The 21,489-nt window shown below is 61.7% G+C and carries 18 protein-coding genes; 3 read left to right on the plus strand and 15 right to left on the minus strand.

Annotated elements, in window-relative coordinates; genetic code table 11:
- Nucleotides 1–33: 33 nt before the first annotated feature.
- Nucleotides 34–1,896, plus strand: coding sequence for a M10 family metallopeptidase (locus MUU55_RS01115; protein ID WP_244758930.1), 1,863 nt, complete (start codon nt 34–36; stop codon nt 1,894–1,896).
- 226 nt (nt 1,897–2,122) lie between these two features.
- Complete coding sequence (lexA, locus tag MUU55_RS01120) at nt 2,123–2,851, plus strand: transcriptional repressor LexA (protein WP_244758931.1); 729 nt, start codon at nt 2,123–2,125, stop codon at nt 2,849–2,851.
- A gap of 115 nt (nt 2,852–2,966) precedes the next feature.
- On the opposite strand, the gene MUU55_RS01125 is transcribed toward lexA, so the two are convergent.
- Nucleotides 2,967–5,321 (minus strand): ComEC/Rec2 family competence protein, encoded by a 2,355-nt coding sequence (locus MUU55_RS01125; RefSeq protein WP_244758932.1) that lies wholly within the window; start codon nt 5,319–5,321, stop codon nt 2,967–2,969.
- Nucleotides 5,322–5,809: 488 nt separating this feature from the next.
- On the opposite strand from MUU55_RS01125, the gene gltA reads away from it, so the two are divergent.
- Complete coding sequence (gene gltA / locus MUU55_RS01130; protein ID WP_244758933.1) at nt 5,810–7,099, plus strand: citrate synthase; 1,290 nt, start codon at nt 5,810–5,812, stop codon at nt 7,097–7,099.
- Between the two features lie 29 nt (nt 7,100–7,128).
- On the opposite strand, the gene lpxB is transcribed toward gltA, so the two are convergent.
- The 14 genes from lpxB to MUU55_RS01200 all read right to left on the minus strand — a co-directional run bounded on the left by lpxB (nt 7,129) and on the right by MUU55_RS01200 (nt 21,447).
- Nucleotides 7,129–8,307 (minus strand): lipid-A-disaccharide synthase, encoded by a 1,179-nt coding sequence (gene lpxB / locus MUU55_RS01135; RefSeq protein WP_244758934.1) that lies wholly within the window; start codon nt 8,305–8,307, stop codon nt 7,129–7,131.
- Nucleotides 8,297–9,181, minus strand: coding sequence for an LpxI family protein (locus MUU55_RS01140; RefSeq protein ID WP_244758935.1), 885 nt, complete (start codon nt 9,179–9,181; stop codon nt 8,297–8,299). The genes lpxB and MUU55_RS01140 overlap by 11 nt, the downstream gene beginning before the upstream one ends.
- Nucleotides 9,182–9,186: 5 nt before the next feature.
- Nucleotides 9,187–10,002, minus strand: a complete 816-nt coding sequence (gene lpxA / locus MUU55_RS01145) for an acyl-ACP--UDP-N-acetylglucosamine O-acyltransferase (protein ID WP_244759839.1) — start codon at nt 10,000–10,002, stop codon at nt 9,187–9,189.
- On the minus strand, nt 9,999–10,466 hold the full coding sequence (fabZ, locus tag MUU55_RS01150; RefSeq protein ID WP_244758936.1) for a 3-hydroxyacyl-ACP dehydratase FabZ: 468 nt from the start codon (nt 10,464–10,466) through the stop codon (nt 9,999–10,001). Before fabZ ends, lpxA begins: the two co-directional genes overlap by 4 nt.
- Complete coding sequence (gene lpxD / locus MUU55_RS01155) at nt 10,459–11,526, minus strand: UDP-3-O-(3-hydroxymyristoyl)glucosamine N-acyltransferase (protein ID WP_244758937.1); 1,068 nt, start codon at nt 11,524–11,526, stop codon at nt 10,459–10,461. Before lpxD ends, fabZ begins: the two co-directional genes overlap by 8 nt.
- Nucleotides 11,527–11,576: 50 nt before the next feature.
- Nucleotides 11,577–13,919, minus strand: coding sequence for an outer membrane protein assembly factor BamA (gene bamA, locus MUU55_RS01160; protein WP_244758938.1), 2,343 nt, complete (start codon nt 13,917–13,919; stop codon nt 11,577–11,579).
- Between the two features lie 238 nt (nt 13,920–14,157).
- Nucleotides 14,158–15,285 carry an RIP metalloprotease RseP gene (gene rseP / locus MUU55_RS01165; protein ID WP_425314138.1) on the minus strand — a complete coding sequence of 376 codons (1,128 nt, stop codon included), beginning with the start codon at nt 15,283–15,285 and terminating at the stop codon, nt 14,158–14,160.
- 42 nt (nt 15,286–15,327) lie between these two features.
- Complete coding sequence (locus MUU55_RS01170; RefSeq protein WP_244758940.1) at nt 15,328–16,161, minus strand: phosphatidate cytidylyltransferase; 834 nt, start codon at nt 16,159–16,161, stop codon at nt 15,328–15,330.
- Nucleotides 16,161–16,907 (minus strand): isoprenyl transferase, encoded by a 747-nt coding sequence (locus tag MUU55_RS01175; RefSeq protein WP_244758941.1) that lies wholly within the window; start codon nt 16,905–16,907, stop codon nt 16,161–16,163. The genes MUU55_RS01170 and MUU55_RS01175 overlap by 1 nt, the downstream gene beginning before the upstream one ends.
- Before the next feature lie 41 nt (nt 16,908–16,948).
- Nucleotides 16,949–17,509: a ribosome recycling factor gene (gene frr / locus MUU55_RS01180; RefSeq protein ID WP_117371152.1), complete on the minus strand. Its 561-nt coding sequence runs from the start codon at nt 17,507–17,509 to the stop codon at nt 16,949–16,951.
- Nucleotides 17,510–17,569: 60 nt separating this feature from the next.
- A complete protein-coding gene (gene pyrH / locus MUU55_RS01185; RefSeq protein ID WP_244758942.1) occupies nt 17,570–18,292 on the minus strand; it encodes a UMP kinase in 723 nt (240 codons plus the stop codon).
- Nucleotides 18,293–18,497: 205 nt separating this feature from the next.
- Nucleotides 18,498–19,424, minus strand: a complete 927-nt coding sequence (gene tsf, locus MUU55_RS01190) for a translation elongation factor Ts (RefSeq protein WP_244758943.1) — start codon at nt 19,422–19,424, stop codon at nt 18,498–18,500.
- Between the two features lie 245 nt (nt 19,425–19,669).
- Nucleotides 19,670–20,431, minus strand: coding sequence for a 30S ribosomal protein S2 (gene rpsB / locus MUU55_RS01195; protein ID WP_117371155.1), 762 nt, complete (start codon nt 20,429–20,431; stop codon nt 19,670–19,672).
- A 188-nt stretch (nt 20,432–20,619) separates the two neighbouring features.
- Entirely contained in the window at nt 20,620–21,447 is an 828-nt protein-coding gene (locus MUU55_RS01200) for a cell envelope integrity EipB family protein (protein WP_244758944.1), read from the minus strand.
- Between the last annotated feature and the right edge of the window lie 42 nt (nt 21,448–21,489).

A 21,489-nucleotide genomic window follows, 5' to 3' on the forward strand; every position in this document is an offset into this window, starting at 1 on the left:
CCGGCGGCACCCAGCCAAAATCCGGGGGGAAACATGTCGGGTTCAGCAACGCCTACCAAAACGATCAACGCAACTGGTTCGATCTTTGTGGATTCAGTCCTTGTCGGCAAGGGCTGGAGCGTGTCCACCGTTACCTACGCCTTTCCCACAGTGTTGACGGACTACAGCTATACGAAATACGACAGCGGCTTCAACAGCATTTCCTACACGCAGAAGAACGCCGCCCTGTTCGCGATGGAGACATCCTTTGGCGGGAAAGCGAATGACGGCTTTTCCGTGGAGGGCTTCACCAATCTCAACTTCACAGTGGGAAATTCGACCAACGCGACATTTCGCTTTGCGCAATCCAGCGTCCCCGCCACGGCGGAGGTTGCCGATTTTCCCGGTAACGTTATCAACACGGACAGCGCGGACGATGGCGATATCTGGTTCGGAACCGCCGCCGCGGGCACGATCTACGATCTGCGCAAGCCGGTGGCCGGCAACTACGCCTGGCACACGCTGATCCACGAGCTCGGGCACGCCCTGGGCCTCAAGCACGCGCAGGAAAATGTGGTCTATGGCAAGATGCCGGATGCCACCAACAGCATCGAATTCACGGTCATGAGCTACCTGAGCTACATCGGCGACACAGGCAACTCCTACTCTTATGAAGAATTCGGCGCGCCGCAGACGTTCATGATGGCCGATATCGCGGCGCTCCAGCACATGTACGGTGCGGACTATTCCACCAATTCCGGTGCCACCGTCTACAAATGGACACCGGGAAGCGGCGATACGCTCGTCAATGGCGAACTCGCCATCGCCCCCGGCGAAAATCGCATCTTCGCGACGCTCTGGGATGGCGGCGGCAATGATACCTACGATCTCAGCGCCTATTCAAACGGCGTCAAGGTCGATCTCCGCCCAGGGGAGCACTCCGTCTTCGACGCTACGCAGCTCGCCTATCTCGGCGGCGGGCCGAATGGCGGCTTCGCGCGAGGCAACATTTTCAATGCGCTGCTTTTCAAGGGTGATCTTCGCTCGCTCATCGAAAACGCCACGGGTGGCAGCGGCAATGATACGATCGTCGGCAACCAGGGCGCCAACATCCTGTCCGGTAATGCAGGCGCCGACCAACTCGACGGCGGCAGCGGCAACGACACGCTGATCGGCGGCGCCGGCGCCGACAAGCTCATCGGCGGCGCGGGCGCAGATACCGCGTCGTACTCCACGGCTGCGGCGGGTGTCGTCGCCAACCTCATCAAGCCTTCCGACAACGTCGGCAACGCGGCGGGTGACACCTATTCCTCCATCGAAAACCTGGTGGGAGGCAATTTCGTGGACAAGCTGGTCGGCAATACGGGCAACAACAACCTGCAAGGCGGCGCCGGTGCGGATACGCTCGACGGCGGAGCCGGCAATGATACGTTGAACGGCGGCACGGGCGGCGACAAGCTGATCGGTGCTGCCGGCGTGGATACGGCGAGCTACCTGCTGGCGACGGCGGGGGTAACGGCAAGCCTGGCAAGTGCCGCAATCAATACCGGCGAGGCGATCGGCGACACCTATTCCTTGATCGAAAACCTCCTCGGCAGCGCCTTCGGCGACAAGCTGACAGGCAATACCGGCGCAAACAGGATCAATGGCTACAAGGGCAACGATACCCTGACCGGGGGAAGCGCGGCCGACGTCTTCGCCTTTGCGAGCGGCTACGGACGGGATACGATCACCGACTTCCAGAACAATGTCGATGACATCGATCTGCAGTCCTACAACTTTTCGTCGGCCAGTTCCGTTCTCAGCAAGGCCGTACAGGTCGGCGCCGACCTCGAAATCCGCCTGTCCAGCGCTGACGTCGTCATCCTGAAGCTCTTCAACAAGGCAAGTCTTGTCGCGACCGACCTCATTCTCTGAGCGCGGGAGATGGAATGCGGACCAAGACCTGATATCGGCCTTGGTCGTGTGCAGGATGGACATTTTTTCGGGACTGGTCACGAACGGCGCTTCGCCGCAGCTCTTGTGACCAGTCGCCTAGCAGCCCCGTCCGCCACACCGATTGTTTCAGAAGCCCCTTGCGGAACACATATCGAACATATAGTGTCTGTTCTGGATTTGTTTCACGATTCTCGGTGGAGAGGCCATGCTGACGCGCAAACAACAGGAACTGCTCCTGTTCATTCATGAGCGTATGAAGGAATCCGGCATTCCGCCGTCTTTCGACGAGATGAAGGATGCATTGGATCTCGCCTCCAAATCCGGCATCCATCGCCTTATAACCGCGCTGGAAGAGCGCGGTTTCATCCGCCGCCTGCCGAATCGTGCCCGCGCGCTGGAAGTCATCAAGCTTCCTGAAGCCTATTCGTCGAGCCTTCAACCACGTCGCGGCTTCTCGCCCGCTGTCATCGAAGGCAGCCTGGGCAAACGGCCGGCACCCGCGACACCGCCGCAGCGCACCGTCACACCGCAGGCAGATGTGATATCCGCCTCGGTATCCGTTCCCGTGATGGGCCGAATCGCCGCCGGCGTGCCGATTTCGGCCATCCAGAACAACACGCACGAAATCACCGTGCCGGCAGAGATGATCGGCGGCGGCGAGCATTATGCGCTAGAGGTCAAGGGCGATTCTATGGTCGAGGCCGGGATCTTCGATGGCGACACCGTCATCATCCGCAACACCAGCACCGCGAGCCCCGGCGAAATCATCGTTGCGCTTGTCGATGATGAAGAAGCCACGTTGAAACGGTTCCGCCGAAAGGGGGATTCCATTGCGCTGGAAGCCGCAAATCCGGCTTACGAGACCCGCATCTTCGGTCCGGACCGCGTGAAAATCCAAGGCAAGCTGGTGGGGCTTATTCGGCGTTATCACTGATCGTTCGTGAGCACGACAAGCGTATTCCGTTTTTCTCCCGCCTGATGTTGCAATCGTTGGCCGGGGGACGGGACACGGGAATGTCTTGATTTCACGACATATGGCGCGGCCATGATCAATGTGTAGACCACCGCAGATCGGTGGTTTTCGCCGCGTCCCCCTCCCCGTCCCGGTGTTCGCTGCCGACATGTTTTTGATCGGTCCCTTCACCCGAATAGGCGCCTGTCCGCCAATCATAAATGCGGTGTCGTGACCAGGGACGATCCAGCGTGTCGATAGCCGACGTGAAGCGGGCATCGGAGAAGCTCTTTTCGTTCGCTTGTTCGCCGGGCCGGATTTCCAGTGCGCCGGTTCGGCGCAGGTGGCGGGCCGTGACAAGCCGTGCGCCGGAACGGCAGGCGGCGATCCGTAGCGGCGCCGGTGTGACGACAAGGTCCGCAGCATCGCAGGCCGTGCCGAGAAATGCAACATCCTCAAGCGTGACAATACGCCAGCCATTTGGCGAAACGGCCACGCAGAAAGCCTTTGCCTCACAGAGAAAGCCGGCTTGAAGCCTTGCTGCCGCAAAGGCGGAAGAAATCGCCTCCCTGGCTTTCTCGCGGTTCGCCCGACGGCGCGGCCATATCCGCTTCTTCGCGGTCTGCGTGGCGGCGGCGTCTTCTTCGAGTGTCAGCCCGCTGGTCTTCCTTACGTCCGGTTTCACGAGTTCACCCAGGCGCAGGGCCCTTCGCCATTGCGCGTAGACGAAGTCCGGCGGGCGGGCGCGGTTCGCTGCGGCACGCCCATCGCGCAACACGGCGACGAGGCGACCATCTTCGGAAATCACGACTTCCGGCCTCACGGGGTCATTCGGCAAGAATGCGAGGGTTGTGCCCAACAGAACCAGCAACGTCCCGGCGTGGCGGAGGCGTGTCCGCAGGATACAGACAAGCCCGCCCCCGAGGCCGATGAGCAGGAACGTGCCGGGGGAAATACGACCGGTGACGATCTCGCCGTTCCAACTCGCAACCCAGGTGGAAAGCGTGATCATCCACTCGATCCCCTTGCCCATGATGGCAAAGGGGACGGCATCGAGGCCGAACGGCACCAGCAGCACGGCAGCCAGACCAAAGGGCATGACGACGGCGCTGATGACGGGCATGGCGAGCAGGTTGCCTGCCAGCCCATAGGCCGGGATGCGGTGAAAATGGCCGATCGAATAGATAAGCGTCGAGAGGCCGCCGATCAGCGAGGAAAGCGTCAATCCCCCGAGGAAGCGGCCAGCCGAACCACCAACGTTGCGAAATGCGCCTCCCCGGCTCTCGCGGCGTATCGGGCGCTCGCGCCAAGCCGCATAGCCAGCGACCAGCCCAAGCGTGGCGGCATAGGACATCTGGAAGCCGGGATTGGTGATGGCCGATGGCGTGATCAAGAGGATGAGGATCGCCGAGAGCGCGACATTGCGCAGGCTGATCGCCGAGCGGCCGAGCAGCACGGCGACGAGCATGACGCAAATCATGATCCAGGAGCGCACCGCGGAAATGGCGCCGCCCGAGACGAGGATGTAGAGCGTCACCATGACGAGCGCTCCGGCCGCTGCGATTTTCTTCGCCGGATAGCGCTCGGCAAAGCCGGGGATCAGCGCCATCACCATGCGTGCGCCCACCAGAAAGGTGCCGGCTGCCAGCACCATGTTCAACCCCGAAATGGCCAGCACATGGGCGAGCCCCGCCTGCCGCAGCGCCTCCACGGTCTCGTCGCTGATCGCGCGCTGCTCGGCGGTCACCAGCGCAGCCGCTATCGCTCCGGCATCCCCATCGATCCTGCCCTTGATATGCTCGGTCAGGTTGTTTCGCCAGGTCGCGATTTCCTGACGGATCCGCTCCGCCAGGCCGGGTGGCGTCGTCAAAACGCTTTGCGGCGCCTTGTAAAAATATCCGACCGCTCCGTTGCCAGCAAAATAGGCATCGAAGGCAAAATCGTTGAGGCCGGACAGCGCCGGACCTGACGGCGGACTGAGGCGCGCGCGACCGGCGATGCCGCCACCAATCGCGATCGGCTCGTGTCGGCTGCGGGCTAGGATGGTGACCACACGCGGCGCGCGCTTCAGGACGGGATCGCGCGTGGTCTCCAGGACGATGCGATAGCGGATTGCGCCGCGTCCGTCGCTTTCGCGGGAAAGCACGCGGCCGGTGATCTCCGTGGTCACGGGCGCATCCAACAGAACGGTGTCGAGGCGCGCGGTTTCAAAACCCGCAAGAAGCATGCCCAGGGGCACGAGGAACGCGCCGCCGGCGACGAGCGCCAACCAATCTTCCCGGTGCCGCAAACGCCAGGCCGGCCAGAAGGCGGCGACGGCGACGAACATGAGGGCAACGGTGGAGGGATCGGACGGGGCTGCAAACCAGAGGGCCGCCCCCAGGCCTAGGAAAACCGGCACGAAGAGAAAGAAGTGGCCATGTTGGCGTTCATCGCCCCAAGCGGCCGCCATGCCTCGCCGAGCGATGAAAGCGTGCGACAGCCGCCCCGCAAACCGGCGCGCAAATCCAGGCGGCCCGATAGGCCGCGGCAGATCGGCGGATCCCGTCACCGGCATCCGCGCATCCGGCGGCATCCGCCAGGCCTCAGCCTCGCGCATCGCCTCCCGTCTCTCCGCTCCATCCACCCCGGCCATGGCTTCGGCCCCGCTCTAGGCCACCATAGTGCAATCCAGAGGAAAAATCTTCAATCAACAGTAGGCATGGGAAATACTAAGTGACACAGAAAGGATGCCACCTCCGCATTCTGGTGACCACTCTCAAAGGTTGCTTGCAACTTCGCGGAAACGGTAGATATTGCGTTGCCGGAAAGCCTATTTCCGCAGTGCACAATTTGCCTTTGGTATCGCTTGGCAGCGCGCCGTAAATGGGCTAGCAAAACGAGCATGTTCATGGGTGCGGCACAACTGCGTGCCACCATTCGAAACAACGGAGGATCGTCATGACAGGAACAAGCGCGGGTGTATCGATCGGTGGCAGGACAGTCGAGCTGCCGACGCGATCCGGGACGATCGGCCCCGATGTGATCGACATCGGTACGCTCTACAAGAATACCGGCGCCTTCACCTATGACCCCGGTTTCACGTCCACCGCTTCGTGCGAATCGAAGATCACCTATATCGATGGCGACGAAGGCGTGTTGCTGCACCGCGGCTACCCCATCGACCAGCTGGCCGAGCATGGAGACTTCCTGGAAGTCTGCTACCTCCTGTTGTACGGCGAACTGCCGACCAAGGCGCAGAAGGATGATTTCGATCATCGCGTGACGCACCACACCATGGTGCACGAGCAGATGAGCCGCTTCTTCACCGGCTTCCGTCGTGACGCCCATCCGATGGCCGTCATGTGCGGCTGCGTCGGCGCTCTCTCGGCCTTCTACCACGACTCGACCGACATCACCGATCCGCACCAGCGCATGGTCGCTTCGCTGCGCATGATCGCCAAGATGCCGACGATCGCTGCCATGGCCTACAAGTATCATATCGGCCAGCCCTTCGTTTACCCGAAGAACGACCTGGACTATGCGTCGAACTTCCTGCGCATGTGTTTTGCTGTTCCGTGCGAAGAGTATGTGGTCAATCCGGTTCTGGCCCGCGCGATGGACCGTATCTTCATCCTGCACGCTGATCACGAGCAGAACGCTTCGACCTCGACCGTGCGTCTCGCCGGCTCCTCGGGTGCCAACCCATTCGCTTGCATCGCGGCCGGCATCGCCTGCCTCTGGGGCCCCGCGCATGGCGGCGCCAATGAGGCGGCGCTCAACATGCTGGCCGAAATCGGCTCGGTCGATCGTATCCCGGAATATGTCGCAAAGGCCAAGGACAAGAACGACCCGTTCCGTCTGATGGGCTTTGGCCATCGGGTTTACAAGAACTACGACCCGCGCGCCAAGATCATGCAGAAGACGACGCACGAGGTCCTGAGCGAACTCGGCGTGAAGGACGATCCGATGCTGGAAGTCGCGATGGAACTCGAGCGCATCGCGCTGACGGACGAGTATTTCATCGAGAAGAAGCTCTATCCGAACATCGACTTCTATTCGGGTATCACGCTGAAAGCGCTCGGCTTCCCCACGACCATGTTCACCGTGCTTTTCGCGCTCGCCCGCACCGTGGGCTGGATTGCCCAGTGGAACGAGATGATCGAGGACCCGGAGCAGCGCATCGGCCGTCCGCGCCAGCTCTATATCGGCGAGCCGAAGCGCGATTACATGCCGGTCTCGAAGCGTTAAGCGTAAGGCATACGAAATCAAAAGCCCGGTCAGTTTTGACCGGGCTTTTTTGTTGCAAGAAGATCGAGGATCACCGCCGCGCCGGTCACGCCGGGCGGTTGCTCGGTCTGCATGCGGTCATGGACGAGATCGTAGCCCTCCAGCATGGCGCGGCGTTCTGCGGTGTCGAATGCGAGCCGTTCGAACCAGCGTGCCAGGCTACCGGGGCGGACCTGCTCATTCAGATATTCCGGCACCACGGCGTAGTCCGCGATGATATTGGGAATGGCGGCCGTCCAGATCTTTACCTTGCGAAGGAACAGATTGGCCAGCCAATCGAATTTGTAGGTGGAGACGACAGGCACGCGGGCAAGTGCAAGCTCCAGGATAACCGTGCCGGAGGCGGCCAATGCAGCATCTGCCTGCGCGAAGGCTTCCCACTTTTCCTCCGGCGACACGGTGATGGTCGGCTTCACCTGCCAATCGGCTGTCAACCGCCGCACCAGCGCCTCCTGGCGCGGCACGGTGGGCAAAAGGAAGCGGATGCCGGGGTTGCGGGCGCAAAGTTCTTTTGCCGTATCGCCAAAAACCGGGAGTAGCCGGCTAATCTCCGTGGAGCGCGACCCCGGCAGCAGCAGGCACACTCTCTCGCCATGGTCACGATCTGGTCGGCCGAGCCGTGCATCCCGAATCTGACGGATCTGCCCGTCGCCGATTAGACGATGCCCGACATAGATTGTCTGAGGGCCTCCGAGGCGCTCCATGACGGCAGGCTCGAAGGGCAGCAGGGCAAGTACGCGATCGACATAGGCGCGCATGCGCGGCGCGCGCTCTTCCTTCCAGGCCCAGACGCTCGGGCAGACATAATTGACGACCGGCAGGTCCGGCATGGCGTTGCGCACGCGCCGTGCGACGCGGTGGGTGAAATCCGGGCTGTCGATGATGACAAGTACATCCGGCCGCGCGGCGATCAGGGCTTCCGCTGTCTGGCGGATGCGGCGCAGCAGCGACGGCAGGCGCTTCAGCACCTGCGAAATGCCCATGATGGAAAGCTCGGAAAAGTCGAAGAGGGATTTTAGCCCTTGACGCTCCAGGGCCTCGCCACCGACGCCGACGAGTTCGATCGGGCCGGAATAGGCTGTGCGCAACGCCGCGACGAGATCGCCGCCCAGAAGATCGCCGGAGACCTCGCCGGCGATGATGCCGATCCTGAGTGGTTTACCGCTCATGATGCTCCTCCGTTCGCGACGGCACGATGCCGGTAACAAAAAGACCGCGCGCATTCGCCTCCGCCACCAGGGATTCGCGCTCGAGCACGAGGGATCGCCCGGCCTCGACAGCGATACCGGAAAGGCCGGCGACCTGCGCCTGCCGCAATGTCTCGAGGCCGATCGACGGCAGGTCCGCCCTGAGGTCCTGTTCCGGCTTGCAGAGTTTTACGAGGACGCCCTTGCGGCGTTGGGAAATGCGCCCGTCTGCGCGCAGCCGTGCCACGCGCTCCAGCATGGCATCCGTGCCCTCCGCGCCTTCCAGCGCCACCACTCGTCCCCCGACGGCCACTGCGCCCTGCCCTACATCCAACCGGCCAAGGGCCAGGGCGGCGGCGGCAGCGGCGGTGATATCGGCCTCAGCGGCTGAATCCGGCGCGATCGCGCCAAGCGGCCCCTCGGTGCCCAGAAGATCCGGCGCGATGTCATGCGCGCCGACGACGCGCACGCCCTCACGCTCGATCAGGCGGATGACCATCTTCAGCACGGTATCGTCACCGCCCTTCAGGAGTGTGCGCACGACGGCAGGAAGGGCAAACAGCGCTTTCCACGGGGCACGGATATCACGCCATTCCGGCCGGCGGCGCACGAAACCGGACAGCACGGCGCGACCAATGCCGTTCGCCTGGAACGCGGCGCCGATGCCGGCATAGTTGCCGATGGAAATCACTTCGTGGTCGAAGCCGGACCAGTTCTCGCTGGATTCGTTGCTGAGAGCGAGGATATAGGGATTTTCACCCCGAGCGCGGGCGGCATCCGCCACATAGCGCGGCAACAAGCCACCGCCGGCGATGATGGCAAGCCGGTCGCGCGTGTCGGCCCGGCCGTCCGCCATGGAACTCAGCCCTTGCCCCGGTTCGGCGAGGACAGCGCACGGTCGCTGTCGGCCGCGATGAAGTCGAGGATATGCATGACCGGTACGCTGCCGACATACTGCTCTCGGATTGCAGCGGCATTGGTGCGGATCGATCCCTCACCTTCGAAGATCTGCTTGAAGGCACGGCGCACTTCGTGGATCGTCGCCTTCTCTATTCCCGAACGGCTCATACCGACGACATTGAGGCCGCCGAGGATGCCTGGATTGCCGTTCAGCATGCCATAGGGAATGACATCGTAAGAGACCGCAGAAAGCCCGCCGATGAACGCATGACGGCCGATGCGGGTGAACTGATGCACCGCCGAGCCGCCACCGAGGATCACGCGGTCCTCGACCGTCACATGTCCGGCAAGCATCACATTGTTCGACAGGATGATATGATCGCCGAGCTGGCAGTCATGGGCTACGTGGGAGTTGGCAAGAAACAGATTGTTGCTGCCGACGACAGTTTTGCCGCCGCCCTCGGTCGTGCCGGTGTTCATCGTCACGCCTTCGCGGATAACGCACATCGACCCCACGGTCAGCGTCGTCTCGGCGCCGTCGTGATGCACGCTCTGCGGATCGCCGCCGATCACTGCATTGGCGAAAATGCGCGTGCCGCGGCCGACAACAGTCCGGCCGGTAACGACCACATGCGTCAGAAGCTCCACATCATCTTCGAGAACGACCTTGGGTCCGACATGGCAGAAGGGACCGACGACGACGTTTTCGCCGATGATCGCTCCGTCTTCCACGACGGAGAGCGGATGGATCTTCGCGCTTGCGGCAATCATTTTCAGGCGTCTTCCTTTTTTACGATCATCGCGCCGATATCAGCTTCCGCGACAAGTTGCCCATCAACTTTTGCATCGCAATGAAACTTCCAGATATTGCCGCGCTGCTTCTGCTTGACGACATGGAACTCGACGCGGTCGCCGGGAACGACGGGCTTGCGGAAACGGGCATTGTCGATCGTCATGAAGTAGACGAGGTTCGAACCCGAACGCGACTTCCGCGCGCAGATCGCGCCGGCGGTCTGCGCCATGCCTTCGATGAGAAGCACCCCGGGCATGATCGGGTGATCGGGGAAATGGCCCATGAACTGGGGCTCGTTCACCGTGACATTCTTGATGCCGATCGCCGAATTGTCGCTGTCGATCTCGATGATCTTGTCGACGAGCAGGAACGGATAGCGGTGGGGAAGCAGCGTGAGAATCTCACGCAGATCAGCCACGCCGAGCGTCGCCTTGGTTTCTTCACTCATCGTTGCCCCCCTTCTTCTGGACTCGAGTGCTGGAACGCATGGCGATCTCCGCCATGTCGCGCAAGAAATCGCGCATTGGGCGGGCCGGAACGCCGCCGTATTTTTCACCCGCCGGAATATCGGCAACGACACCGCTCATGGCGGCGATCTGCACGCCGTCCCCGATGGTGATATGGCCGTTGATGCCGGATGCACCGCCGATCATCACGCCATCGCCGATGCGCGTGCTGCCGGCGATACCGACCTTGCTGACGATGCCGCAATGGCGGCCGATGCGCACATTGTGGCCGACCTGAACCTGGTTGTCGATCTTGGTCCCCTCACCGATCACGGTATCGTCCATCGTGCCGCGATCAATCGTCGTGTTGGCGCCGATTTCGACGTGGTCCTGGATTATGACGCGGCCGATCTGCACAATCTTGATCATGCCGGGCTTAACGCCGGGCGCATAGCCAAAACCGTCTTGGCCGATACGGGCACCGGGATGGATAATCACGTTGTTGCCGACGAGCGCGCACTGAACGGTTGCACCCGCTGCGATGGTGCAGTCGCGCCCGATCTTCACATTCGCCCCAATGATCGCGCCGGCCCCGATATGGCTGCCTTCGCCGATCTCCGCACCGGCGCCGATGACAGCCATGGGCTCGACGGTGACGCCGGGTTCGAGGCGTGCGGCGGGATCGACATAAGCTGCCGGGGAAATCGAAGCGGTTGCGGAGGTCATCGCTTCCGGACGCATCGCGGACGGATACAGAAGTTCCCCTGCCCGGGCGAAATCGGTGTGCGGACGCTTCGAGACCAGGACAACAATGTGCGCGGGAATCAGAGACACCAGCGCGCGATCGCAAAGGACCGCCGTTGCCTCGCTCGTCTCAAGCTCGGCGCGAAATTTGCGGGAAAGGATATAGCAGAGATCGCCATCTTTCGCCCGGTTAACGGGCGAGACGCTGCGCACGACGCGGTCGGCATGCGCAGAATCGGCAAGTTCCGCCCCAAGCGCGTCGGCCAGGTCACCCAGACGAATACCGTCGTGGGGCGGAAAAAACCAGGTATGCTCCATCGGCAAGACTCCAGAACGTCCGTGTTCTCTGAGGTTCTGGACGGCCGTCGTCAGAACTGCGTAGCGATGCCGAACTTGAAGCGCTGAACTTCGTCGAACTGTTCCTTCTTGATCGGAATAGCATAGTCGAAGCGCAGCGGGCCGAATGGCGAGGCCCAGATCACGCTGGCGCCGACGGAGGCGCGCAGGCTCATACCGGTTCCTTTCAACCCGTCACCGGTAGTCGGCGTTGGGTCTGTCGCCACATCATTCCCATACAGCGTTCCGGCATCAACGAAGACAGCGCCACGGAAGCCAGAGTCACGCGGAATACCGGGGATCGGGAACGATGCCTCGGCCGAAGCCGTGAAATAGGTCGTACCACCGAGTGAATCGCCGGTCCTAGTTGCACGCGGGCCGATACCGCCGGACTCAAAGCCTCGCAGGTCATTGGCCGAAAGCGTGAACTGGTCGTAGACCCGTGTTGTACCGAAGCCCCACATGTGGCCGCCACTGACGGCGAGAGAGCCGATGACGTCTGCATCCTCCATCAGCGTATGGAAGTAACGCGCCTTACCGTAGATCTTGTAGTATTCGGAATCGCCACCGAGGCCCGCCACTTCCTGCGTGATCTGGGCAAAGATACCCTCGCGCGGCAGCGTGCGATCATCGACCGTGTCATAGGTCAGGCTATGCGCAACCGCAGAACGGACCCACGGACCGTTTTCCACGACATCCTGATAGGGCGTGGACAGCTCGTCGAGATCGCTGGAATTGTAATCCAGGCGCGCATAGCTGTAGCGAAGCGTCGTCGACAGGTCCTCGGTAATCGGCGCCGTTACGCGCAGATTGAAGCCCTTCGTGTTGAGCGTGTAGTAATCTTCGCTCTCGTCCTTGTTGCTGAAGATATCGAAACCGGCAGCAAGGCGATAACCGAGGAAATATGGCTCGGTGAACGACAGGGCGTAGTCGCGAGAATTGCGGCCCGTACCGGCAGACACGCGAATGTACTGACCGCGACCGAGGAAATTCTTCTCTTCGATCGAGGCTTCGATCTTGAATCCGCCGTTCTTGCCCGTCTCGTAGCCGGCGCCGATACCGAACGAACCAGTCGACTGGTCCTGAACGTCGACGACAAGCACAACGCGGTCGGATTGGCTGCCCGGAGCGGTCGTCACGTTGACGGCCGAGAAATAGCCGAGCGCTTCGAGACGACGCTTGGCGCGCGTAATGACTTCCTGGTTGAAGGCGTCGCCTTCACCAATATCGAACTCGCGGCGAATGACGTAATCGCGCGTGCGGGTGTTGCCACGAATTTCGATACGCTCGACATAGGCGCGTTCGCCTTGGTCGACGAGGTAATCGACTGCGATCGTGCCATTGCCGAGATCACGGTTGCCGCGCGGCGTCACGCGGGCGAACGGATAACCATTGGCGGCAACGCGCTGGGAAATCGCGGACATCGTGTCCTGCACGTCCTTGGCGCGATAGGTCTTGCCTTCGCGGCTCTCGACGAGACCCTTCAGCTCCTCCGAATCGATACCTTCGACGGTCGATTCGACGTTCACGCCACCGAAATTGTAACGCTGCCCTTCGTTCACCGTGAACGTGACGACATATTCGTTCGAGGCTTCGTCGAGCACGGCTTCCGATGAAATCACCTGGAAGTCGGCAAAGCCGTTGTTGAAGTAGAACTGGCGCAGCGCCTCTTCGTCGGCGCGCAGCTTCTCTTCGCTGTAAACGTCCTTGCGGGTCAGGAACGACAGGAAGTTCGACTTCTTGGTGACAATGACCGCTTTCAGGCGGCTGTTGCTGAAGGCTTCGTTACCGACGAAGTTGATCTGCGAAATCTTCGTGCGATCACCTTCATCGACGACGAAGGCAAGGTTCACGCGGCCATTGCCAAGAGGATAGGTCTGTGTGGTGACCGTCGCATCGCTGCGGCCGATCGAGGCATAGGCATCGCGAATCGTCTGCTTGTCGGCTTCGATCGCGGTTTCGCTGTACGGACCGAGCGACTGCGAGCGCAGCAGGCCGACGAGCTTTTCGTCCTTGATCTTCTTGTTGCCGTTGATGACGACCTGGTTGATCAGCTGATTTTCATTAACGACGACGACGAGCGTGCTGCCGGAAACCGAGATCTTCACATCCGAGAAATAGCCGGTCGCGAAGAGACGGCGCACGGAGGCGTCGATATCGGCGTTCGAGAAGCTCTTGCCGGGCACGATGGTGACGTTGGCCTTGACCGTTTCAGCACTCACACGGTCCGCACCGCGAACCTGGATGCTGCGGATCGTGGCCGCTTCCGCGACGGATGCGGAGACAAGCGTGGCAAAAGAGCCGCCCGTGACAACCATACTAGCCGACAATGCAACGGCCGACACGGCGTTCAAAAAGTTTGAACCAGCTTTCATCTTCACTACTTACCTTCGTTTCAACGTCCCGGCGGGCGTGCACCCGAGTCCGGTCACGTTTGCCGTTTTAACCGCTTTTGCCATACAAGCAAGGTCACGCGTTAATTTCTGTTTACTTCAATTCAAACCGTGGCCTGAAGGCCACTACCTGAGTTTCATTACGGTAAACAGACTCTTAGCATTCACACCTGCGGCGAGCGGCTCCCCTTATATTCCTCACCGGCCGAAGCCGGCACTCTCAGCCCAGAAGCATCGAAATATCGTTCCAGGTCGCAAAGACCATCAGCATGAGCACCAGCGCCATGCCGATGCGAAATGCGATCTCCTGCGCCCCGGGCCCGACAGGTCTGCCCCGGATAGCTTCCACCGCATAGAACATCAGATGGCCGCCATCAAGTACCGGAACAGGCATCAGGTTCAAAAGTCCAATGGAAACAGAGAGAACGGCAGCCAATTGCAGCAGCGCTGCAACACCGAGCGTCGCCATCTGGCCGGAAGCCTGTGCCACGCGGATGGGGCCGCCGAGCTGATCGGCCTTCATGCGGCCCATCACGAGGTTCGACAGATAGTCGAACGTGCCCGTCACGATATGCCAGCTCTGGAGCACGCCCTGCCCCACGGCTTCGAGCGGTCCGTATTCCACGACGCGGAAATTGCCGGTTTCCTGGTTGGTGACGATGCCGATCAGACCGAGCTCGATCTTGTTGCCGAACTGGTCGGTGATTTCGGTGCGCTGCGGGGTCATCGGCAGGTCGAGATCCGCACCGTCGCGGCGCACGGTCACGGTGATCTTCAATTCCGGCCGCACGCTGACATAGCGGCGCACGTCGTCGAAGGTCGCGACCGGATTGCCGTCGAGCGCCACGAGAAGATCACCGGGGCGCACGCCGGCGGCTTCTGCAGCGCTGCCGGGACGCACCTCCGCGACGATCGGGTCGGCGACCTGGCGACCGTAGATGGAAAACATCACCGCAAAGATGGCGATCGCCAGGAGGAAATTGGCGATGGGGCCGGCCGCGACCGTGATCGCGCGCTTCCACAGGGCCGCCCCCAGGAACGTGCGCTTGCGCTCGGCCTCGGGCAAGGCTGCCAGGGCGTCGTAGTCCGGAATGGAGGCTGCGTCTTCGTCCCCGAGAAACTTCACATAGCCGCCGAGAGGAATCGCCGACAGCTTCCAGCGCGTGCCGTGCCGGTCGTTGAAGCCGATGATCTCGGGACCGAAACCGATGGAAAAGGCCGTGATTCCGATTCCCGACCAGCGGCCGGCTAGATAATGCCCGAGCTCGTGAATGAAGACGATCAGCGTCAGCACGATCAGGAAGGGAACGATATAGCCCGTCAAAAAGCCGACGGAGCTAGCCAGCATGTCCATGATTCAGTCCCCAGTCATTCGTGAGTTCGGTGCGGCTCACGGGCCAAAGAGAAACACGCCGGCCGGCGCGTTTGCAGCCCCCGACACGATGGCATCGCCAAGTGCAATGAGGAACGCGGCGAAGCAGGCGAAAACAAGGCCATCGACGCGGTCCATGACGCCGCCGTGACCCGGAATGAGACGACTGGAATCCTTGACGCCGAACCGGCGCTTGATGAAGGATTCGAAGAGATCGCCGATCTGGCTGCAGACGGACAGGACGAGCGCGATGACCGGGATCCACAAACCATTCAGCGGGAAGAACGCGGCATGCACGAGCGTGCCGGCAATGACGGCCGAAACCGCGCCGCCAATGGCGCCCGACCAGGTCTTGCCAGGAGAGATCGGCGGAGCCAGCTTCGGGCCGCCGATGGCGCGTCCGACGAAATAGGCCAGGATGTCCGTCGCCCAGACGACGGCGAAGATGAAGATCATCGCGGCAAAACCTTCGCCGCTGTCGCCGCGGATGGCGGCGAGCGAAATCGCGGTCAGGCCGGAATAAACGATACCGCCTGGCAGCCAGCCGCTTTTCGTGAAGGCGAAGGCATAGAGGATGCTGGCCACGGTCGCGCCGATGAGCACCGGCAGCGCCAGTTCGTCGAAGCCGAAGATCACAAGGCCGGCAATGCCGGCGACGGTCGCCCAGCCGAAGGCGTTGCCACGGAAATCCGAATCGGGAAGCCGTGTGATGGTCGACCACTCGTAGTAGACGAGGACGGAGATCGCGGCAGCAAGCAGGCGGAAGGCAATGCCGCCATACCAAGTGGCTGCCAGAACCAAGGCGGCAAGCACGATGCCGGAAATGATACGCAGGCGAAGTTCAGTCTGCATCAGGAACCAACCGCAAGTGTGGCGGCAGGCTGCAGGCCGCCGAAACGGCGTTCCCGTGCAGCATAACGCGCCAGGGCCGTACGGAACGTGTCGCGCGTGAAATCCGGCCAGTATTCGGGAACGAACATGAGTTCGGCATAAGCAGCCTGCCAGAGCAGGAAGTTCGACAGGCGCTCCTCCCCGCTGGTGCGGATAACGAGGTCGGGATCGGGAATATCGGCCGTGTCGAGCGAGGCGCTGATCCGTTCGGAAGTCAGCTGCGACGGGTCAAGGCGACCGGCGGCGACCTCCTCGGCAAGCTTGCGCACGGTGCGGGCAATCTCGTCACGGGAACCGTAGTTGAAGGCGATGACCAGCGTGATGCCGGAATTGCCGCGCGTTGTCTCCTCCGCCTCGAGCAACAGCGGCAGGATATCGCTTGCGAGATTTGCCCGGTCGCCGATCACACGGATGCGGACATTCTGCTTGTGCAGTACCGCGAGGTCGCGCCGGATGAAGGTCTTCAGCAGACCCATGAGGTCGGAGACCTCGCTTTCCGGCCGATTCCAGTTCTCCGAGGAGAAGGCGAAGAGCGTGAGGTACGAGACGCCGCATTCAGCCGCCGTCTTCACCGCCTCGCGCACCGCCTCGACACCCTTGCGATGCCCCATGGCGCGCGGCAGGCCGCGTGCGTTCGCCCAGCGTCCGTTGCCATCCATGATGATGGCGACGTGTGCCGGTACGGTGCTGGGCGAAAGCTGGTTCATGAACAATCCGGAAAAGAGAAAAAATACAGGTGGCGAAAGCCTTAAACCTGCATGATTTCCTTTTCCTTCTCGGCAAGCAAGCGATCGACGTCCAAAATCGTCTCGTCCGTCATCTTCTGCACCTTTTCGGATTGGGCGCGGCTCAGGTCCTGGCCGATATCGCCATCCTTTTCGGCTTTCTTAAGGTCATCCATTCCGTCACGGCGGACGTGGCGGATCGCGACCTTGGCCTTTTCGGCATAGTCATGCGCGACCTTGACGAGCGACTTGCGGCGCTCCTCGTTGAGTTCCGGCAGCGGGATACGCAGATTCTGGCCGTCGATGATCGGGTTGAGGCCGAGATTCGATTCGCGAATACCGCGTTCGACGGCGCCGACCATGCCCTTGTCCCAGACGGAGACCGAGAGCATACGCGGTTCGGGAACCGAGATGTTGGCGACCTGGTTGAGCGGCACGCGTGAACCATAGGCCTCGACCTGCACCGGATCGAGCACGTTGGCCGAGGCACGGCCGGTGCGCAGCGACGCGATGTCGTTCTTGTATGCGGTGATCGCGCCATCCATGCGGCGCTTCAGTTCCTTCAGGTCGATACCTTCACTCATCGGAATACTCCTATTTTCTCACAGAACGGCTGCACCTATGACGCGTGCGCCGACTCAGAATCAGTTGTCGGTTACGATGGTCCCGCGTCCGCCACCGGTCAATATTTCGGCGAAACCACCCTTTTCATGGATGGAGAAGACGATGATCGGGATGTGGTTTTCACGCGCCAGCGCGACGGCCGCGACGTCCATGACAGCAAGGCCCTTTTCGAGTACTTCGCTGTGCGTCAGGCGATCGAAGCGGGTCGCCGTCGGATCCTTCTTCGGATCGGCGGAATAGATGCCGTCGACCTGCGTGCCCTTGAAGATTGCTTCCGCGCCCATTTCGGCGGCGCGAAGGGCGGCAGCGCTGTCGGTCGTGAAGAACGGGTTGCCCGTTCCGCCGGCGAAAATCACCACGCGGCCGAGCGACAGATGGTAGAGCGTCGCGCGCTGCGAAAAGCTTTCGCAGATTTCCGGCATGGCGATGGCCGAGAGCACGACCGTATCGATGTCGAGTTTGCGCAGCGAGGTGGCGAGCGCCAATGCGTTGATGACGGTCGCGAGCATGCCCATGTGGTCGCCGGTGACGCGATCGCCGCCCTTGGAGGCCACGGCCACGCCGCGGAAGATGTTGCCACCGCCGACGACGACGCCGACTTCAACGCCCATGGCGCGGGCTTCGGCAATATCGGAGGCGATACGGTCGGCAACCGCGACATCGATACCGAAGCCCTGCGACCCCATCAGGGCCTCGCCGGAGCATTTCAGCAGAACACGTTTATAGATTGGCTTGGCGGTCATTGTCGCTCCTGAACTCGTGCACCTGCTCACCCGATCCGGCCGCCCGGGCGGCAACCGGGGCGGTTGCGCAAGGGGCAGCCATGGCCGCAGAGAAATTTCGGGGCAGGCATATCGGCAAGCCGGATACACGAAGGGCGCCGCGTTGTCACGCGGCGCCCTTCTGTTTTCCCAAACGGCCCACTATTTCCCAACAAAAATAGGAAAATCAGCCCTTGGCGACGGCTGCAACTTCAGCGGCGAAGTCCGACTCTTCCTTCTCGACGCCTTCGCCGAGCAGGAGGCGGGCCATGCCGACGACTTCGATCGGCGCGCCGACGGTCTTTTCAGCTTCCTTGACGGCAGCGCCAACCGTGAGGTCGGGGTTCATGACGAAGGCCTGCGACAGCAGGGCGACTTCTTCGAAGAACTTGCGCATGCGGCCTTCAACCATCTTTTCGATGATCGCGTCCGGCTTGCCGGAAGCGCGCGACTGCTCGATGAAGACGTTGCGTTCGCGTTCGGCGACGGCAGCATCGACTTCTTCGGCGCGGATGGCGAGCGGTGCCGTTGCAGCAACGTGCATGGCAACCTGGCGGCCGATGGCAGTCAGGGCTTCCTTGTCGCCGGTCGACTTCAGCGCGACGAGAACGCCGAGCTTGCCGAGGCGATCAGCGGCAGCGTTATGGATGTAGGTCGCGACGACGCCGTCTTCGACCGACAGGGCAACCGAGCGGCGCAGGTTCATGTTTTCGCCGATGGTGGCAACCGCGTCCTTGATCGTGTCGGTGACCGACTTGCCGGTTGCCGGATAGGTGGCAGCACCTACGGCTTCAACGGTACCGTCGGTGGTGAGCGCTACGTCGGCAACGCCGCGAACGATCGTCTGGAAGGCGTCGTTACGGGCAACGAAGTCGGTTTCCGAGTTGACTTCGACGACGACGGCCTTGGTGCCGGCGCTGGCGATGCCGATGAGGCCTTCAGCAGCCGTGCGGCCCGACTTCTTGTCGGCCTTGGCGATACCCTTGGCGCGCAGCCAGTCGATCGCTGCTTCGATGTCGCCGTCGTTTTCAGCCAGCGCCTTCTTGCAGTCCATCATGCCTGCGCCGGACTTTTCGCGCAGTTCCTTCACCAGTGCAGCGGTGATTTCAGCCATTGTGAGCCTCTTGTCGGTTGTTGCGTGCCGCCGGAAAACCGCGGCGAACTCAAGGTTTTGGGAACGAATGTACCCGGAAATGTGACAGGGTGATGAATATCACCGCTGGCCTGCCGTTTTGAAACCGCGACCCTTGAGGGTCATCGAAAAGCAGGACCTTTATAAACAAGCCGAGGCCAGGGATCGTCTCTCTGGCCTCGGTTGATCAGGAAAGAAGGAGCGAAGGTGTCGCTCCGACCTTTGCCTTACGCTTCGGCTTCGAGAGCCGGCTCGACCGGAACTTCAGCCGAGGCGCCGAGGTCACGGCCCGAAGCGCCCTGCTGGCGCGCGATGCCGTCGATGGCAGCGCGGGCGATCAGGTCGCAGTACAGAGCGATGGCGCGCGAGGCGTCGTCGTTGCCGGGGATCGGGAAATCGATCGGATCCGGGTCGCAGTTGGAGTCGATGACGGCGACGACCGGAATGCCAAGACGCTTGGCTTCTTCGATCGCGATCGATTCCTTGTTGGTGTCGATGATGAACATCAGGTCCGGCGTGCCGCCCATGTCGCGGATACCGCCGAGAGCCTTTTCAAGCTTTTCGCGCTCGCGCTCAAGGTTCAGGCGCTCCTTCTTCGAATAGCCAGAGCCTTCCGAAGCGAGGATTTCGTCGAGCTTGCGCAGGCGCTGGATCGAGTTGGAGATGGTCTTCCAGTTCGTCAGCATGCCGCCGAGCCAGCGGGCGTTGACGTAGTACTGGGCCGAACGCTTGGCAGCGTCAGCGATGATGTCGGAAGCCTGACGCTTCGTGCCGACAAACAGAACGCGGCCGCCGCCGGCAACCGTGTCGGACACGACCTGAAGGGCGCGCGACAGCATCGGAACGGTCTGGGCCAGGTCGATGATGTGAACGTTGTTGCGATCGCCGAAGATGTACGGCTTCATCTTCGGGTTCCAGCGGTGCGTCTGGTGGCCGAAGTGAATGCCGGCTTCGAGAAGCTGGCGCATAGAGAAATCGGGCAATGCCATGCCTAGTTATCCTTTTCCGGTTGAACCTCCGCAAGGCGAACAGCACTTCCTGGGAAATGCCACCGGGCGGAACGATCCGGATTTCTCCCGGACAATCCCATGCCTCACGTGTGGAATGAGCGGCCCTTTACCCTCCGTTTCCCGGAAAATCAAGGGCCGCACGGTAAAAAACACGCAGAATGCCGCGCCTACTTGCATTCCTGCGGCTTGAACATCTCAAGCTTGGCGAGCTTGCCGGTCAGCACGAACTCGCCGTAATCCATGGTGAGGTCCCGTGTGACGCCGTTCTCGTAAAGCTTGAACGCCATGCGGTAGACGGGCAGCGCATCGCCGTCATTGGTGTCGTTGTAATAGGCGATGGACACCGGCCAAAAGGCCTGCTTGGCGAATTTTCCGGCCTTGTCGGCATCCGGATCGCCCGCCTTCGGCATTTCCTTCTTGCCGACGACGGAGGTCGTCATCAGCGTCTTGTCGCCCGCATCCGAGCCGTCATAGAGGCGTGATTCGAAGAACCGGTCGCCCTTCTTGGCGTGCTCGATCACCTCGAGCATGTGCTCGGTCGGAAAACGGCTCTCCGCCAGTTCCAGCTTGCGCGCATCGGGCGATGTCAGGTCGACGCTGACGCCCGTCTTGTCGTCGCGCGCCGTGCCACGCACTTCCTTGTCCAGCTTCTCGTCGGTGAAGGAGCGGGTGAGGAAGCGGAAGCTGCGGCTCTTCAGATCCTCGTACGTCGTCGTCTGTTGGTCGGTGAGGCGCGTTTCCTCGCCGGTATTGACCTGCGTGACGAAGCGGAAGCTCACCGTGTAGCCGTCGCAGGGGCTGCCGTTGAACTCGTAGACCATGCGGCCGTACATGCCGGCGATGCCGGAGCGCTCGGTGGCGTCCTTGAGCTGGAGGTCGTAGACGGCGCGGTGCGGCGCAAGCCCGCTCGCCGGTGAGGCAAAGGCGCTGGTCACGCCGCTGCCGGCGAGGCATGTCCCGGCCGTGATGGCCACGACAAAGGCTGAACGAAACATCCGTTTCCTCCTGTTGAAGTCGAGCGCGATGTTATATGAACT

Source organism: Shinella curvata (genome assembly GCF_022899935.1).
Taxonomy (GTDB): Bacteria; Pseudomonadota; Alphaproteobacteria; order Rhizobiales; family Rhizobiaceae; genus Shinella; species Shinella curvata.